Origin of the sequence: Halorubrum wangae, from assembly GCF_051194135.1 — an archaeon.
Lineage (GTDB): Archaea > Halobacteriota > Halobacteria > Halobacteriales > Haloferacaceae > Halorubrum.
The window spans coordinates 1-17,082 of the sequence record NZ_JBLZNH010000008.1 but is presented as its reverse complement, the minus strand read 5'-3'; the positions used below and the strand labels follow the sequence as shown (position 1 = coordinate 17,082).

General features: G+C 67.1%; 16 protein-coding genes. 11 read left to right on the top strand and 5 right to left on the bottom strand.

All coding sequences use genetic code 11. The annotated features are described in order from the left end of the window. The first annotated feature begins 7 nt into the window (after positions 1-7). The 4 genes from malA (at position 8) to ACNS84_RS15910 (ending at position 7,365) form a co-directional block, all read left to right on the top strand. Entirely contained in the window at positions 8-2,116 is a 2,109-nt protein-coding gene (malA, locus tag ACNS84_RS15925) for an alpha-amylase MalA (protein WP_435075851.1), read from the top strand. Beyond that, the gene (gene gghA / locus ACNS84_RS15920; RefSeq protein ID WP_435075850.1) at positions 2,113-4,761 is read left to right on the top strand and encodes a glucosylglycerol hydrolase; all 2,649 of its coding nucleotides are present in this window, start codon (positions 2,113-2,115) and stop codon (positions 4,759-4,761) included. The genes malA and gghA overlap by 4 nt, the downstream gene beginning before the upstream one ends. 77 nt (positions 4,762-4,838) lie before the next feature. Beyond that, positions 4,839-6,329: a 4-alpha-glucanotransferase gene (gene malQ, locus ACNS84_RS15915; RefSeq protein ID WP_435075849.1), complete on the top strand. Its 1,491-nt coding sequence runs from the start codon at positions 4,839-4,841 to the stop codon at positions 6,327-6,329. A 4-nt stretch (positions 6,330-6,333) separates the two neighbouring features. Further along, a complete protein-coding gene (locus ACNS84_RS15910) occupies positions 6,334-7,365 on the top strand; it encodes a sodium:calcium antiporter (RefSeq protein ID WP_435075848.1) in 1,032 nt (343 codons plus the stop codon). A gap of 8 nt (positions 7,366-7,373) precedes the next feature. Here ACNS84_RS15910 and ACNS84_RS15905 read toward each other — a convergent pair whose 3' ends face one another. After that, positions 7,374-7,583: a PLDc N-terminal domain-containing protein gene (locus tag ACNS84_RS15905; protein ID WP_435075847.1), complete on the bottom strand. Its 210-nt coding sequence runs from the start codon at positions 7,581-7,583 to the stop codon at positions 7,374-7,376. A gap of 126 nt (positions 7,584-7,709) precedes the next feature. Here ACNS84_RS15905 and ACNS84_RS15900 point away from each other — a divergent pair, with 126 nt between their 5' ends. From ACNS84_RS15900 to ACNS84_RS15880, 5 genes are all read left to right on the top strand, one after another. Then, positions 7,710-8,978 carry a Zn-dependent hydrolase gene (locus ACNS84_RS15900; RefSeq protein WP_435075846.1) on the top strand — a complete coding sequence of 423 codons (1,269 nt, stop codon included), beginning with the start codon at positions 7,710-7,712 and terminating at the stop codon, positions 8,976-8,978. Positions 8,979-9,067: 89 nt separating this feature from the next. Further along, on the top strand, positions 9,068-10,024 hold the full coding sequence (locus tag ACNS84_RS15895) for a mechanosensitive ion channel family protein (protein ID WP_435075845.1): 957 nt from the start codon (positions 9,068-9,070) through the stop codon (positions 10,022-10,024). 275 nt (positions 10,025-10,299) lie between these two features. After that, positions 10,300-11,295 carry a transcription initiation factor IIB gene (locus ACNS84_RS15890; RefSeq protein ID WP_435075844.1) on the top strand — a complete coding sequence of 332 codons (996 nt, stop codon included), beginning with the start codon at positions 10,300-10,302 and terminating at the stop codon, positions 11,293-11,295. 93 nt (positions 11,296-11,388) lie between these two features. After that, the gene (locus ACNS84_RS15885; protein ID WP_435075843.1) at positions 11,389-11,568 is read left to right on the top strand and encodes a DUF7836 family putative zinc-binding protein; all 180 of its coding nucleotides are present in this window, start codon (positions 11,389-11,391) and stop codon (positions 11,566-11,568) included. Positions 11,569-11,899: 331 nt separating this feature from the next. Then, entirely contained in the window at positions 11,900-12,133 is a 234-nt protein-coding gene (locus tag ACNS84_RS15880; protein ID WP_435075842.1) for a UPF0058 family protein, read from the top strand. A gap of 139 nt (positions 12,134-12,272) precedes the next feature. On the opposite strand, the gene ACNS84_RS15875 is transcribed toward ACNS84_RS15880, so the two are convergent. Then, positions 12,273-12,665 carry a DUF555 domain-containing protein gene (locus tag ACNS84_RS15875; protein WP_435075841.1) on the bottom strand — a complete coding sequence of 131 codons (393 nt, stop codon included), beginning with the start codon at positions 12,663-12,665 and terminating at the stop codon, positions 12,273-12,275. 139 nt (positions 12,666-12,804) lie between these two features. Further along, the gene (locus ACNS84_RS15870; protein WP_435075840.1) at positions 12,805-13,731 is read right to left on the bottom strand and encodes a DNA-3-methyladenine glycosylase family protein; all 927 of its coding nucleotides are present in this window, start codon (positions 13,729-13,731) and stop codon (positions 12,805-12,807) included. 186 nt (positions 13,732-13,917) lie between these two features. On the opposite strand from ACNS84_RS15870, the gene ACNS84_RS15865 reads away from it, so the two are divergent. Further along, a complete protein-coding gene (locus ACNS84_RS15865; protein ID WP_435075839.1) occupies positions 13,918-14,412 on the top strand; it encodes an SRPBCC family protein in 495 nt (164 codons plus the stop codon). A gap of 216 nt (positions 14,413-14,628) precedes the next feature. Here the strand turns inward: ACNS84_RS15865 and ACNS84_RS15860 are convergent, their stop codons facing one another. Continuing rightward, positions 14,629-15,516, bottom strand: coding sequence for a DMT family transporter (locus ACNS84_RS15860; protein ID WP_435075838.1), 888 nt, complete (start codon positions 15,514-15,516; stop codon positions 14,629-14,631). Positions 15,517-15,624: 108 nt separating this feature from the next. On the opposite strand from ACNS84_RS15860, the gene ACNS84_RS15855 reads away from it, so the two are divergent. Next, positions 15,625-15,912 carry a DUF8124 family protein gene (locus ACNS84_RS15855; RefSeq protein ID WP_435075837.1) on the top strand — a complete coding sequence of 96 codons (288 nt, stop codon included), beginning with the start codon at positions 15,625-15,627 and terminating at the stop codon, positions 15,910-15,912. A 35-nt stretch (positions 15,913-15,947) separates the two neighbouring features. On the opposite strand, the gene ACNS84_RS15850 is transcribed toward ACNS84_RS15855, so the two are convergent. Beyond that, positions 15,948-16,838: a hypothetical protein gene (locus tag ACNS84_RS15850; RefSeq protein ID WP_435075836.1), complete on the bottom strand. Its 891-nt coding sequence runs from the start codon at positions 16,836-16,838 to the stop codon at positions 15,948-15,950. Between the last annotated feature and the right edge of the window lie 244 nt (positions 16,839-17,082).

Sequence of the window (17,082 nt, the reverse complement as noted above, 5' to 3'; positions counted from 1 at the left end):
CTTGTTCATGCATCATCCTGGACCCCCCAGGTTCCTCTCGACCGGGGAGTCGACCCAGTTGGCGCCGCGGGACCCAGACCCCGCCGCCGAGTACGAGTGGCGGGTCGCCGACGCCCCGCCGGACAGCGAGGCGACTGTCGGCGAACGAGCCGTGACGACGTTCACGCCGGACGTTCCCGGCCGATACCGAATCGGCCTCACCGCACCCGACGGCGACCACCTGCTGACGATTCGCGCGTTTCCGGCGAGCTACGAGGGCGTCGACGTCGCCGGGGGGAGCGGCACGGCGATCCGCGACCGGGACACAGACCACGCCGCCATCGAGTACGCCGCCGAGCAAAGTCACGAGGGAGTCGGACGTCCGCGAGTCCGACTCGACGCGACGGTCGAATCGGGATCCGAGGGAGACGAGTCGACCGAAATCGTCGTCAGCGCGACGCCCGCAACGAATCCTGATTCTGCCCTCGACGCATCGGACCTCGCGGTCACCTTCGTCGTCGACGACCGAGACGTTGAGCAGGCGGTCGCGGAGGGGCGCCGAAACCCCCGAGACGCGCTTCGGACGAGCGACGACGAGCGAACGCTCCGGATTCCGGCCGACACTGTGCCCGATCGACTGCGCGTCCACGGGGTCGCGGTCGCTCGGGAGCCTGACCGCGAGCCGCGGGTGAGCGTCGCCGACGCTGTCGCGGTCGAACGCACCGACCGCACCGAACTGGCGGGCGCGACGGGGACCGACCCTACCGATCCGGAGCTAACGACCCCGGTCGACGCAGACGCCCCGACGTTCGAGACCGTTCGCCTCAACCAGCCGCCAGAGTGGACGACGGACGCGACCGTCTACGAGGTGTTTGTCCGGACGTTCGCTGACGCCGACGACGGCGAAGCGTTCTCCGCGATCGCGGACCGGATTCCCGATATCGCTTCGCTCGGCGTCGACACGCTGTGGCTCACCCCGGTCCTCCAGCACGACGGGAAGCCCCACGGGTACAACATCGTCGACTTCTTCGAGGTGGCCGAGGACCTCGGCGACCGCGACGACTACGAGGCGCTCATCGAGACGGCCCACGACCACGGAATGCGAGTGCTGTTCGACTTCGTCGCCAACCACACCGCGCGGGATCACGAGTGGTTCCGAGACGCCTACCAGAATCCGGACTCCCCGTTCCGCGACCGCTACGAGTGGCAGGAGTCGGGCGAGCCGGGGACGTACTTCGACTGGGAACTGATCGCGAATCTGAATCACGCGAACCTGGACGTGCGACGCTTCCTGCTCGACGTAGTCGACGAGTGGGCCCCCCTCGTCGACGGGTTCCGCTGTGACATGGCGTGGGCCGTCCCCGACTCGTTCTGGCGCGAGTTGCGCGACCGGGTGAAAGACGAGGACCCCGAGTTCCTGCTGATGGACGAGACGATTCCGTACATCCCCGGCTTCCACGAGGGGATGTTCGACATCCACTTCGACGCGACGCTGTACTTCCAGCTCCGCCAAGTTGGTCGCGGCGCCGAGCCCGCTACGTCGCTCTTGGACGCGATCAACCAGCGCGCGCAGATCGGGTTTCCCGATCACGCGGGGTTCCTCCAATACATCGAGAACCACGACGAGACGCGCTATCGCGTCGAGTGTGGAGACGCGGCCGCGGCCGCCGCCGGCGCCGCGACGTTCACCCTCCCCGGCGTTCCGATGGTGTACGCCGGCCAGGAGATCGGCCAGCGCGGTCGCCGTGACGCGATTGCGTGGGACCACGCGCGCGATGAAGTGCGGGAGCGCTACAAGCGCCTGCTCGCGACCCGTGCCGACCACCCGGCGCTGGGCCCCAACGGTGACTTGGACCGCGTCGAGTACCACGTCGCCAGCGGCGACCTCGACGAGCGACCGATCGTCGCCAGCGGCGACGTCCACCCCGACGACGTGGTGGCGTTCCGCCGGAGCGACGGCGACGAGTCGCTGATCGTCGCCCTCAACTTCGCGCCCGAGGCGGCGAGCGTCGCGGTCGAGACCGACCACGCCGACCGCAACCTCGTCGACGGGACGGACTGCGTCGTGGTCGACGGCGACGGCACCGAGCGGATCCGCGTCGAGGCGGTCGCTGTCGTGCGAGAGACGACGAAATGAGCGGGGAAAGCGGGGGCGCCCCCGAAGACGCTCCGCCCGTGGTCCTCCCGGAGCGAACCGCCGCGCTCGTCGAGCGTTCGCGAGACGACCGCGAGGCCGCGGCCGACCGGTTCGAGGCGGCCCGATCGGTCGCAGAGCGGCTCGGGGCGCACCCGATCCGTCCGGACGGGGCCGACCCGTCGACGGACCCGCCCGAGGGCGTCGCCTTCGGCTTCTGGACGCCCGACCTCGTCGACGCCGGCGTCCCCGTCGACGACGTGCGGCTGGAGCTGTTCACGCCCGTCGAGGGCGACGAGCGCGGGGACGGAGAGGACGGCGAGACGCCGGCAATCGATCTCGGCCGCGACGACCTCCGCGAGGCCGCGTTTCGCGTCGACCGCCTGCCGACGAAGCGCGACGGCGAGTTCCACTGGGTCGCCGTCGAGGGGATTCCGGTGGGGACTCGCGAGGAGCTCGGCGCGCTCTACCAGCTCGCGTACCGGACGCCCGACGGCGGGTGGGACACCGTCCGGGACCCCCTCGCGTACTCGGTTCCGTTCGGCGCGTTCGCGCCGGCCGAGGCGTACGACTGGCCCCGGCTGGACGCGACCCGACCGGACCGCGACCACTTCGACTCGCTCGGAACCGACGACGAGGCGCTCCCGACGACCGAGGACGACGGGCTCCCGCGGGTCGACCCCGCGACGAGTATGCTGGAGATACATCCCGGCACCTCCACCGAGGCGGGGTCGCTCGCGGCCCTCGCAGAGCGGTTCGAGTCCGTCGGCGAGAAGCTCCGCGCCGAGGAGTCGCTCGCGCCTCACGAGCGCAATTACGCGGGGTACGACGCGGTCCAGCTCATGCCGGTCGAGCCGCTGACGCAGGCGTACGGGCGGCAGTGGTACTGGCGCCCGGGAGGAACGCACGAGGACGGAGACGGCGACGGCCCCGCCGACCCCGCGTCGGCGTTCGACCGAGAGCGCGGCGCGGAGCGGGTGACGGTCGGCCTCGAGCGCCCCGACCAGACGAACTGGGGGTACGACGTCGTCGTGAGCGGATTCTCGGCCGCGAACCCCGCGATACTGGAGACGGGACGCCCGGACGAACTCGTCGAGTTCATCGCCGCCTGTCACGCGATGCCGGACCCGATCCGCGTCGTCTTCGACCTCGCGCTCGGACACGCGGACGAGGCGGCGGCCGAACTGCTCCCCGAGCCGTTCTTCGAGGGGCCCGGGATGTACGGCCTCCATCTCGATTACCGCCAGCCGGTCGTTCGGGCGGTTCTCCTCGAGTTGCAGCGTCGGAAGGCGAACTTCGGCGCGGACGGCATCAGGATCGACGGCGCGCAGGACTTCACGTACCACGACGAGGAGACGGGCGAGCAAGTCCACGACGACGCGTTCCTCGCCGAGATGGACCGGGTGACGCACGAGGTCGCCGGGACCGAGTTCCGTCCGTGGATGATCTACGAGGACGGCCGACCGTGGCCGCGGGAGGACTGGGAGCTCGCGTCGACGTATCGAACGCTGATCGACCAACACCCGCACGCGTTCCAGTGGTCGCCCGTGACGTTCGCGCACAACAAGCCGGCGCTCCTGACGTTCTGGGCGACGAAGTGGTGGCGCATGCGGGAGGTCGGCGAGATGGGGAGTCAGTGGATCACCGGCGTCGCCAACCACGACACGTTGCGGCGCGGCTCGCAGGTCGAGGTGACCGACGACTGGGGCGGCGCGCTGATCAATCCCTATCTCGCAGACTCGCCGCCGGAGACGATCCGCGAGGCGTACGACAGCCCCGCCGCGCTCCTCTGGTTCCACGTCGCGATGCCGGGCGTTCCGATGGACTTTCTCCACGCGAACTACCGCGCGCCGTGGGGGTTCGTCCGGGACACCGACCCGACGTGGAACGTGAAGGTCGTCGCCGAAGAGGCACCGTGGATCGACTGGCACGTTCCGGAGGGGTCGTTCGACGACGCGGACGCCTTCCCGCGACTGAAGGCGCTCGGCTTCGAGGCCCGCGCGGATCTGAAGGAGTTCGTGACGACGCTCGCGGCCCTTATCGACGCGACCGATTACGACGTGGACCTCGTCGCGGAACTGCTGACCGTGCAGGGGACACCGTTGTCGGGAGCCGACGTCGCGAGCGCTGAGAGAGGCGACGCCGCCGAACTCACCGCGGCCGACCTCCAAGCGTTCTCGTTCGCGTGGAGCGCGGACGTGGCCGACTATCTCGTGTTGGACCGGTGGGAGAGCGAGCAGGGCGACGAACGGACCGCGTTCGACCGCCGCGTCCGCGAGTTTCGCCAGTCGCGGCCGTGGCTCCGAGACGACGTCGACCCGGGCCGCGGCGAGGCGTTCGGCTACCGCCACCCCACCGAGGGCACCGTGGTGTACCAGGCGCTCAGACGCGCTCCGGAAGGCGGGGAGGCGCTACTCGTCGCCTGCAACGTCGAAGGAACCCCGGTAACGGTGTCGCCGACGAGCGTTCTGGAGGACCTCGACATCGACGACACGAGTGACGACGGGGACGACAGCGCCGTGGGGAGCGACTGGACCGTCGCGCTCGCGGCGCCGGATCTGAACGCCGCGTTGGGGGACGACGCGGAGCCGATCAGACTCGAAACCGCCGACGCGGTCGCGTGGCGGGCGGGAGGCGACGAGGACTGATCCGACCGCGCTGGCGAGACATTTCAGATCGCTGTTCGGACGCAACGTTTGAGTCGGTGGGGGTCGCAGGGGAACCCATGCGATTCGATCGCTCCGACGGCGTGTTCTGCCACGTGACCTCGCTGCCGGGACGACACGGGATCGGTGATCTCGGGGACGGCGCCGCGGCGTTCCTCTCGTTCCTCGGCGACGCCGACGTCGATCACTGGCAGATCTGCCCGATCGGTCCGACGGTGAACGGCGCCGGGGAGTCGCCGTACCAGTCGCCGTCGGCGTTCGCCGGGAATCCCCTCCTCATCGACCTCGACGGACTGGTCGCCGACGGCTGGCTCGACGAGACGGACCTCGAACCGGTTCCCGACTTCCCAGATGACCGGGCCGATTACCGCGCGGTCCGAGAGTACAAGCTTCCGCTGTTGCGCGCCGCGTTCGATCGCTTCGACGCCGCGGACGACCCCGAGGCGGAGACCGAACTCGACGCGTTCCGTGAGCGCGAGCCGTGGCTCGACGATTACGCGGTGTTCCGGGCGCTCTCGGAGGCCCGTCAGGAGGATACGTGGGTAGAGTGGCCGGAGCCGCTCCGGACTCGCGACCCAGAGGCGCTCGCCGAGGTGCGCGAGGATCACGCGACCGAGATCCGGTTCCGGGAGTTCGTCCAGTGGACCTTCGACCGGCAGTGGCGCGAACTCCGAAGCGTCGCGGCCGAGGAGGACGTCTCAATCGTCGGCGACGTGCCGATCTACGTCGCGCTCGACTCGGCCGACGTGTGGGCGAATCCCGAGGCGTTCCGGCTCGACGAGGCAAATCGACCGACCGAGGTCGCGGGCGTGCCGCCGAACCCGGGCGATGACGGACAGCGCTGGGGGAACCCCGTCTACGACTGGGAGCGGCTCGCCGAGCGCGACTACGACTGGTGGATTGCCCGGTTCCGACGGCTGTTCGACCTCGCCGACGTGGCGCGACTCGACCACTTCCTCGGGTTCGTGAAGTACTGGGCGATCCCGGCCGACCGCGACGATCCGGCCGCCGGCGAGTGGCGGGAGGGACCGGGGCGCGACCTGTTCGAGACGGTGGAGCGCGAACTCGGACAGGCGCCCTTTATCGCCGAGGACCTCGGCTTCGAGGAACCCGCGATGGACGACCTGATGGCCGAGTTCGGCTTTCCCGGTATGCGCGTCCCGCAGTACGCCGACTGGTGTCAGGAGGGGAATCAGTATCAGCCGATGCACTACCCCGAAGGTGTCGTCGGCTACACCTCCACTCACGACACGGACACCTGGGTGGGCTACTTCGAGGACCTCCCCGAGCGCCAGCGCGACTGCTTCCGATACAACGTCGGTGCCGACGGCGACCGCGGCTCCGAGTGGGAGGCCATCGAGGACGTGTGGCGCTCGGAGGCGATCCTCGCGATGACGACGATGCAGGACCTGCTCGGGCTCGGCAGCGAGGCGCGGTTCAACGAGCCGGGGACCGTCGAGGGCAACTGGGAATGGCGCGTGACGCGGGACCAGTTCGACGACGCCATCGCGGACGAGCTGTGGGAGTTCGCTGGGCGACACGTGAGGTAAGTCGGTGCTCGGCGACCTCCTCCCGCAATCCCCGCTCGTCCACGTCGCGGTGATAGTCGGTGCGACCGCCGCCATCTGGGTCGGCAGCGGGTGGCTCGAAGAGGCGGCCGAGACGCTTTCCGGGTACTACGGACTGCCGGCGGTGGTCCAAGGCTCGGTCGTCGTCGCCGTCGGATCGAGCTTCCCGGAACTGGTGAGCGTACTCGTCACCGCCCTCGTCGGAGTGTTCGATATGGGCGTCGGCGCGCTCGTCGGCTCCGCCATCTTCAACATCCTCGTCATCCCCGCGTTGTCGGGGCTCAACGCGGAGGGTCCGCTGGAGTCCAGCCGGACTATCGTGTACAAGGAGGCGCAGTTTTACATGATCTCCGTCGCGGCCCTCGTCGTGACGTTCTCTCTCGCCGTCATCTACGTACCGGTCCCCTCGGAGGCGATCGCGGGCGAACTGACCCGACCGCTGGCGCTCATCCCGCTGGCGCTGTACGGGCTCTATCTGTTCATTCAGTACCAAGACGTCGGCGACGCCGACATGGAGACGGTCCGGGACGGCGTCGATATCCGCCGGGAGTGGGGGAAGCTCGCCGCCGGACTGCTCGTCATCGTGGTGACCGTCGAGCGCCTCGTCGCGTCCGTCGAGTCGCTCGGGACGACGTTCGGCATCCCGGAGTTTCTCGCGGGCGTCACGATTGTCGCGGCGGCCACCAGCCTCCCCGACACGCTGGTGAGCCTCCGGACGGCCGAGGCGGGCCGTGGCGCGACGAGCCTCGGGAACGTGCTCGGGTCGAACACGTTTGACCTCCTCGTCGCTATCCCGCTCGGGGTGCTCCTCGTCGGTCGCGTCGAGGTCAACTTCTCGACGGCCGTCCCGATGTTCGGCGTGCTCACGGCGGCGACGGTGCTGCTGTTCGCGGCGCTCCGGACGGACCTGTCGCTCACGAGCCGCGAATCGTACACCTTGCTCGCGGCGTACGCGCTGTTCGTCGCGTGGGTGGTCGCAGAAACGGCGGGCGTGACTGAACTGTTACGGGGCGTCTGAGCGCCGTTCTACCTTCGGCCGATGATGAAGTAGAGCACGAGACCGAGCAACGGCGCGAGGAACGCGACGAGAGCCCACAGGATCGCGGGGTGGTCGCTGCGCTTCTGCGCGTCGAAGTATATCCAGACGACGATACCGATCTGTGCGAGCAGCACTACCAGACCGATGAGCAGGGAGACCGCGCCGGCCACCCCCGGCTGAAGCAGTATCGGGGACATCGCTATCGTTGACTCGAGGGCGTGCTAAGTGTCTTTGGTCTCTGTCAGGCGGTGTATGCGGATCCGCTCTCGCGTCGCCGGCCGCGACCACGCATCGTTTTGGTCCGGTGGCGCGCTGACTCAGGTATGGACTTGCCAGTCGACGCCGAGCGCCTCCGTGCGGACCTGGAGGCGAACGCGGCGTTCGGTCGAGTGGAGTACGACGATTCGGAGAAGCGCGGGCGGACAAACCGGACCGGGAGCGCGGCGAACGAGGCCGCCCGCGACCGCCTGATCGATCGGCTGGAGGCGGCCGACCTCGACGTCGCCGTCGACGAGGTGGGGAACATCCTCGGAACGTGGACTCCCGACTCCGCGGACCCCGCGGCCGCCCCCGTCGTGAGCGGGAGCCACCTCGACAGCGTTCCCGAAGGGGGAATCTTCGACGGCCCGCTCGGTGTGTACGCCGCGTTGGAGGCGGTCCGGGCGATACAAGATTCCGGCGCGGAGCCGGCGCGCCCGGTCGGCGTCGTCAGTTTCACCGAGGAGGAGGGCGGGGCGTTCGGTGACGGTCTGCTGGGCTCGTCGGTCGCGACGGGCGTGACGACCGTCGAGGACGCACTCGCTCTCGAAGACGACGCCGGAGAGACGCTCGGCGAGGCACTCGACCGGATCGGCTATCGCGGCGACGACGCGATCGATCCGTCGACGTGGGTGGCCTTTTACGAGCTCCACGTGGAGCAGGACACCGTCTTGGAGGACGCGGGCGCGGACGCCGGCGTGGTGACGACAATCACGGGGATCACCCACTGCGAGGCGCTGATCGAGGGGGAAGCCAACCACGCCGGCGCGACCGCGATGGGCGACCGGACCGACGCGCTCGCGGCCGCGAGCGAGTTCGTCCTCGACGTGGAGGCGGCCGCGAACGCCATCGTCGAGGAGTCGAGCGCCTCGGCGGTCGGGACCGTCGGCTCGCTGTCCGTCTCGCCGAACGCGACGAACGTCGTTCCGGGGCGGGTCGAGGCGGGCGTGGACGTGCGCGACGTCGAGACCGAGTCGATGGAGACGATCATCGCGGCCGCGCGCGAGTCGCTCACCCGACTCGAGCGAGAGCGAGGGGTCGACACCGAACTGGAGCGTCCCTTCGACGTGGCGCCGACCCCGATGAGCGAGCGGCTTCGAGGGGCCGCCCACGCCGCAGCGACCGATGCCGGACGAACCGCGATCGATCTCCACTCCGGCGCGGCACACGACGCGATGCGCGTCGCTCGGGTCACCGACGCCTCGCTGTTGTTCGCGCCGTCGCGGGACGGAATCTCGCACAACCCCCGAGAGTGGACCGACTGGGAGGACTGCGCGGCCGCGACAGAGGTGCTGGCCGGCGCCATCGTGCGGGTCGCGGTCGACGGGGAGTAACGGCTAACGGGGATACCCCGAGCGAACGCTCGAACGTCGCGTGCGACGAACGTCACAACGGTTTTGCCGGTCGCCGATTAGTTCGGAGCGTGAGACGTTCATTCGCGCCCGGCGTCGTTGCACTCGGAGTTGTCGCCGCCGTCGCCGGAACCCTCGTGTCGTCGACCGGCGTCCTCGCGACGTGGCCCGACTTTGTCGGCTATCCCGCGACCCTCGTCGTGGGGCGAGTGTTGCTCGTCGTCGCGGTAGGGGCGCTGTTGTACGGATCGTACCGTCTCGCGGTCGGGGTGCTGATGCAGTCGCCGAACAAGCGGCGTGCGTACAACACGCGCAACCTCCTCCGGCTCATCTTCGGCTTCGTGGGAACGGTCGCGACGCTGGCGGTGCTGACCGAGAACTGGCTGGGGCTCCTGTTCTCGCTCGGGGTGATCGGTTTCGCGATAACCTTCGCGCTGCAACAGCCGCTGCTCTCGCTCATCGCGTGGGTGTACATCACCGTCAAGCAGCCGTACGGCGTCGGTGACCGCGTCAGAATCGACGACGCGAAAGGCGACGTAATCGGAGTCGATTTCCTCGTGACGACGCTGTGGGAGATCAACGGCGAACTGGTCACGACGAATCAGCCGTCGGGGCGGGTGGTGACGGTGCCGAACAGCGTCGTGCTCTCCTCGAACGTCGTCAACTTCGGCGGAGGCGGCTCGCCGTACGTGTGGAACGAGATCGGGATTCAGGTCGCCTACGAGACTGATCTCGACTTCGCGCGCGAGGTTATGGCCGAGGAGGCGAGCGACCTCCTCGGCGACGAGATGGCCGAAGGCATCGCGGCGTACCGGGACGCGCTCGCCGAGACGCCGGTGGAACTGGAAGTGAACGATGGTCCGACGGTGAACGTGACGCAGGACGAGTCGTGGGTGGAGCTCCGCGTCCGGTATCTCACGCACCCCCGACGGGGACAGCGCGTGAAGAACCGGCTGTACGAGCGGATCCTCGAGCGATTCAACGACGCTCCGGACCGGGTGGCGTTCCCGGTGAGCCGAAGCCGGTAACGCGGGAAGACCCGGGGTCGAGGCCGGCCTGATCTGGAGCTGTTTTCCTCCATGATTTATATACTACGACTATTTCGACACGGTGGCTTCGGACGGTTGTTCGTTTTCCCCGTCACTTCGAAAACGGGGTTTATCGGGTGTTTTGAGGACATAGACCGAGTTACACGGTGTCTCACCACACGATACATTTATATACTCTGGATACTTACTATTGGTTAACGAATCGGCGAGCCCGGCACCAGTATTTCTGTCGGGAGCTCGATCGAAGGGGACCCATGACAGAAACACATACACGAGATTACGGCGGGGAAACACAGCGAGAACGAACGACGGAGACCGAATCCGGCGAGACCGAATCGACGACGGCGGAGCGGACCACGACGTGCCCCGAGTGTAGCGGGAGCCTCATCACCGACACGGAACACGGCGAGACGGTGTGTGACGACTGCGGACTCGTCGTCGAACAGGACTCCGTCGACCGCGGGCCGGAGTGGCGCGCGTTCAACTCCGGCGAGCGGGACAGCAAGTCGCGCGTCGGTGCCCCGACGACCAACATGATGCACGACAAGGGGCTCTCGACCAACATCGGCTGGCAGGACAAGGACGCCTACGGCAAGTCGCTGTCGAGCAGTCAGCGCCAGAAGATGCAGCGACTCCGCACCTGGAACGAGCGGTTCCGCACCCGCGACTCCAAGGAGCGCAATCTGAAGCAGGCGCTCGGCGAAATCGACCGGATGTCCTCGGCGCTCGGGCTCCCGGACAACGTCCGCGAGACCGCCTCGGTCATCTACCGCCGCGCGCTCAGCGAGAACCTACTGCCGGGCCGCTCCATCGAGGGCGTCGCGACCGCGTCCCTGTACGCGGCCGCCCGGCAGGTCGGGAACCCGCGGAGCCTGGATGAGTTCACTGCCGTCTCCCGGGTCGACAAGATGGAACTCACCCGGACGTACCGCTACGTCATCCGCGAACTCGGGCTGCGCGTCCAGCCGGCCGACCCCGAGAGCTACGTCCCGCGGTTCGTCTCCCGGCTGGAACTCTCCGAGGAGACCCAACGGGTGGCCCGTGAGCTCCTCGACGGCGCGAAGGAGACCGGTATCACCAGCGGGAAGTCCCCGGTCGGGCTCGCGGCGTCCGCGGTGTACGCGGCCGCCCTCCTGTCGAACGAGAAAGTGACGCAGAGCCAAGTGTCCGAAGTGGCTGACATCAGCGAAGTCACCATCCGGAACCGCTACAAAGAGCTCTTAGAGGCGAGCGAGAAGCTGGCGGCCTGAGCGCAGCGCTCCACATCCGGAGTCTTCTCGTCGAAATTTTCGCAGTCGTGGGCGCCACGTATGTTTTTAACCCAGCCGACTGTACAACTGCCCATGGTTGATGCGTTCGTCAGACTCGTCTGCCCAGAGTGCAGCAAAGAGTGGCAGGACAACCCCGCGGACCTCCAAGCCCTTCGCTCGAACTTCAGTTGTCCCGACTGTCACGCGACCCGACGGTTGACGGAGTTCATGCGGACCGAACGCGACCTCGAAGCGGTCAAACAGTTCCAATAAGTCGCGGTTCCGATTGGCGAACGGGGCGCCGTGCCTGCAAACCCATTTTTTGACGCGTCGCAATCGAACCGTTTCGAATCGGGTCCGCACACGTCCGCGAGTGGGATCACCTCACGCGATCAAGTCGTCTCGCCTCAAAATCATCTCGCGACGGACGGCCGCCTCGCGAAGCGTTATGTCAGCAAAAGCGATCGACGGGGCAGTCAATTCTTCCCGATCGATAACCCGAATATACGCGTCTATGGCCCGAAAGCGGCGAATTTGCGGATCACCCGTGGTAACGTGTCTCAAGATAATAATATAACCCTCCGGTAGTAAAGGACTGTTACTCATGAAGAAGCAAGAGCTCATCCACCTTCACGGCCTTCTCGCAGAGGTACGAAAACAGTGCGAATTCTGGAACGAGGACGTCGACCTCGAAGCCTACGAAGAACTGGGCGTCAAACCGACATCGATTCACAAGTCGAAAACCGATCACAAAGCGGCCGTTTTTAAGCTGACTGAAGGAATCACCGAGCCGATGGATGAGTCCGACTCGGAGCCGCTGGCCCCGACCGCAGACTGAATCTTCGTTCCCGCTGCCGACCGTTCCTCAGCCTCCCAGTCACGACCACGTGTCAGTCACCGTCGCAGTCCCACTGACCTGAGCGCGCCGCTTCAGCGACGCTCCTCGCTCCACCTACGCGCCGGATCTCGCCGGCGCCCTACGACTCCTCGTCGGACTGCGAGTCGGAATCGTCGGCGTCCTCCTGTTCGTCGTCCGTCTCGATTTGCTCGACGTCAAGCACTTTCAACGGAATGTTTCGGAGCCGCTGTCCGATCTCCTTTCGAGCGATTCGCCTGGCGTGTTCGGCGCGCTCGACGTTAAACACGTCCATGGTGAGTTCGAGCGCGACGAGCGCCTCGTCGGCGGCCACGAAGGCCGGCGGTAGCTCCTCGCCCGCGGGAGACGTGCGACTCCCGGTGTCGATTTCGACGTAGCTGAGGTCCGGATTCAGCATCTCGCCCGTCTTCGAGATCGCGATCCGGACGGCTTCGTCTTCAGTCCCGACGTCGTACACCGGGACGGCGGCCTCCACAGCGACTCGACAGTCCATCACGATGACACGTACCACGCGAGCGAGTATCAAGCTTCGGCCGAGGAGCGCAGTCTCGACGGATGGCCGCGTGCGCGATCCGGGGGACGAACGGATCGGCCCGGCTCACGCGCTGACCCTGCTCAGGCACTGCCCCTGCTCACTCGCCGCCCGCCCGGAGGTAGTAAAACACGTACGTCTGAGCGTAACCGGCGTACTCACCCCCGAAGCGCTCGCGGATCGCTCGGGACGTCTCGGTGTAGTTGCCCCGTTCGCAGTCGGGGTAATAGTCCGCTATCGTCGTCCGGATCCAGGTGTCGAGCGGCACGGCCTCGAGGAAGCCCAGCGAGAACAGCAGCACGCAGTCTGCGACCTTGTCTCCCACGCCGACGAACCGCGTCAGCGACTCGCGGGCCTCCTCGTACGGGAGATCCGCAGCGGCTAACGGGTCGGCCTCGCCCGACGCGACCATCTCCGCCGTCCGTTGGACGTAGGGCGCGCGATACCCCAACGAGAGGTCGCGGAGTTCGTCTTCGGTCCGGGCGGCGAGCTGTTCGGGCGTGGGGAACGCGTGGTACTCCGCTCCGTCGAGTTCGACGACGTCACCGTACGTTTCCCTGAGGCGTCGCTGCATTCCGTGGATCCGCGCGACGCGCATCTGCGCCGAACAGATGAACGAGATCAGACACGGGAACACCGGGTCACGGGTGAGTCGCATTCCTTCATACGCGTCGTACGCTCGTTCGAGCAGCGGAAGATCGGGAGTCGAATCGAGAATCGCGTCGAGGTCGTCGTCGAGTCTGAACAGGTGTTCGAGGAGCGGGACGGCGTCGGTCGTCGACTCCCAGTGGAGGGTGCCGTCGTGAACGCCGCCTTCCTGCCGGACTCGGACCGGCACGCGCTCGTCGACGACGCCGTGAATGGGGGCGACGACCGTCTCGTACCACTCGTCGCCGCCGTGGGCGTGGAGGTCCGCGTAGGTCTCGCCGTCGTCGCGGTTCCAGAGGTAGCTCTGTCCGCTCTCGACGGTCGCCTGAAGGTCGAACGGGCCGTCCAGATCCGCGACATCGATCGCGCCTCGTTCCATTACTAATCTCATCGCGTCGTGGTCGTATCCGGATTTCGGTATCGGTGGTTCGGCGCGTCCGCGTGCGACGAGGGAACGATATCGTGTCATCGACAGCGCCGGTTTTCGGAGCCGTCGCGGGAACGAAACGCCGGCAACGCCGGTGGCCGAAGAGGGGTTTTTGCCCGGTCGTCTCGTAGCGACAGTATGCCGACGTACCGCCGGACAACCCGCGTGCCCGCCCCCATCGATGAAGTGTGGGAGTTTCACTCCACGATCGACGGCCTCCGTGCGCTCACGCCGGACTGGATGAACCTTCGCATCGACGGCGTCGAGGGGCCCGACGGGGAGCCGGACCCGGCAGTGCTCGCCGAGGGGTCACGGATCCGTATGTCGATGCGACCGTTCGGGGTCAGCCCCAGACAGCGATGGGTCTCTCGGATCGTGGAGCGTGAGCCCGACGGCGACGCGCCGGTGGCGGGGAGCGCGCAGTTCGTCGACGAGATGGTCGGCGGGCCGTTCCGGCGCTGGGAGCATACGCACGCCTTCTACGCCGACGGTGACGAAACGCTTCTCGTCGACACGGTCTCGTACCGGCTCCCGCTGGGTCCGCTCGGCGACCTCGCCGGCCCGTTCGCGAAGGTCGGGTTCGAGGGGATGTTCCGCGATCGACACCGCCGGACGGTCGCCCGGTTCGAGTAGGAGGACCGACAGGGGGACGCGACCGCTATCTCCGATCCGAACGAGAACTCGAACACCGTTCCGTCGTCGTTGCGAACGTCGATCTCTCACCTCTGAGCGTCCGCGATCCGATCGACGATCGCGAGTCCGATATCGGAGCTTTCGACGGTCGAGAATCCGGAGACGTGCCAGCGGACGCCTTTCAACGTGTACTCCCGAGTGTCGGGCGTGAGATCGTCAGCCCGCCGTGCCGGTCGAGGTCAGCGCGATTCCGGCGAGGACGACGACGCCGCCAGCGAGCGTGGCGGGAGTCGGCACTTCGGCGAGCAGGAGGAACGCGAGCGCCGTCGCGCCGACCGGTTCTCCAAGCAGCGACACGGACGCCACGCTCGACTCCACGTGTGCGAGCGCCCAGTTTAGCACGGTGTGTCCGAACAGCCCGGGTCCAAGCGCGAGCCCCGCGAAAAGCGCCCACTCGCGCGCCGGGTAGCCGGAGAGGGAGTGGCCTTCCGCGACGACGATCAGAAGGAGGGTGGCAGTACAAACTCCGTACACGACGACCGCGTACGGAATGATGGAAATCCGTTGCCTGAGCGACCGCCCCGCGAGCACGTACCCGGCTGCCGTCACGGCGCCGAACAGCGCCAGTCCGTTCCCGTAGAGCGGTCGCGGGCCGACGAGGACGCCGCCCAGGAGGTCTCCCACGGACATTGCGATCATCCCCCCAACGGCGACCGCAATGCCGGCGACCATTCGCCGAGTCACGCGCTCTCGAAGCAGGACCCAGGCCCCAAGCGCGACGAACACCGGCTGAGCCTGGACGAGCGTGACACTCGCCGCGACGCTCGTCCACTCTAAACTTTCGAACCACGCGGCGAAGTGGAGCGCGAGCGCGACGCCCGCCAGCGCTGCGAACGCCAGATCGCGACGACGTATCTGACCGAACTCTTCCCGATTTCGCCAAAGCGCGACCGGGAGCAGCGGCAGCGTCGTAAACAAGACGCGATAGAACGCGGCCACCGAGCTCGGGGCCTCGCTCAGCCTGACCAGAATCGCACCGGCGCTCACGGCGACGACCGCGGTCGCGAGGGCGGCCGCCGGCGGTACTCGTGGTTCGGTCGACATGCCTTCGACGCCTCGTTTCGGGGCCCGTCGCTTACCGGTTTCGAGACGGGGAGACCTGCTCGGCTCCGTCCCGACGGTGATTTGCGGCGTCGGATCGAACCGTCCCGCATGTGCGCAGACACGTTCGGCGTCGGGATCCACCTCACCGAAGACGAACTCCAGTTCGTCGTCCACGTCCCGTCGGACGTCGACTCCGGGTGGACCGACCCCGAGGCGTTTCAGTCGCTGGTCGCGGAGACCGTGTGGGACCTACTCGATCAGCAGACCGTTCTCGGCGTCGTCGCCGACCAGTTTGACACGGGAGAGACGGTCACGCTCGGGACGGTCACTCTCACGCCGGACGGCACGGTGGTGTCACACGACCTCGACGCCCCGAGCGGAGCGTCCGCCGAGTAGACGCAGTCTTTCGACGGCCCAAATCGATCGATCCCTCAGTCGTCACCGTCTGGCGTCGACTCCTCATCTGAATCGGCTTCAGTGACGGACGTTGAGAGAACCGCGGCAACCATCCACATTCGCTCGGGATCGTAGGCAGTAAGGTCGTACCGCGTCGGGCCAACGGTCTCACCCCACGTGTCGAGTACGCCGAGTCGTACGAGCCCGGACAGTGCCGCACCGAGTGTCCGGGGTGTCGTCTCCGGAGCAGGGAGCGCAGTGTGGATCTGCCGCGACTGCGGATAGTTTCGCGTACACCGTTCTACCCCCTCACGCGCCTCCGCCCAGTGTCGGCGCACGTACCCAAACGTCGTCGGGTCCTCTCGTCGCAGCCGAATGACGGCTTCGACGAGAGGGTGATCAACCCGTTCAACGTCGGTTGTCGGATCAAACAGGGCTCCGACATCGGCGGCGAGCTCCGGGAGGTACGAACAGCCCACGACGAGCGTGGTACCGCCGCTCAGATCACGGAGCGCAGCGACGAGCGATCTGGTCGCAGTGATCCCCCGTTCGGCCAGCATCGGCGCAATGTCGTCGACAACAATCGTTGGCACTCGTCCCTCTGCGTCGTCGACGTGCGCCGAAACGGCGTCGACCACGCGGTCGAGCGGCGCGGACGCATCAAGCATCGTGTACGCGAGGCGTCGCCCAGGAACGACCTGCGTCGTCGCCGCCGCTCCGCGGGTGGTGTCGCTCACGGAAACGATCGCTTCCCTGGACGGTTCCGAACCAGCCGAACTGCGCCACCCGCGTCGCCACTCCTCGATTCCGGTTTCGAACAGCACAGACACCACCTGCTCCGGCGGCACGCCGTCACGAACCGACGGCTGTCCGCCTGCGGACAGTCGTACGGAGACATCACGATCGCCTTCCGTCGGAACAGCCATCTATACAATTAGCTTCACCGACAAATTTGATAAACTTATGGGTAGGCGTCTCAATATTGAAATTTGGACGCGGTCAATCGTGCGGTGTAGCTGGTACCGCCGTCTCACGGTGCGGTAACTCGTGTAGTGATGTGCCGCCCAACGACCAAGCAGTCGCTAGACGAACATAAACGAAGTGGGGCAATTGCCCCAGATGAATGGCGAGGCGGCGAACCGCGGTTCCCAGAGGATCGCTCACTCCAGT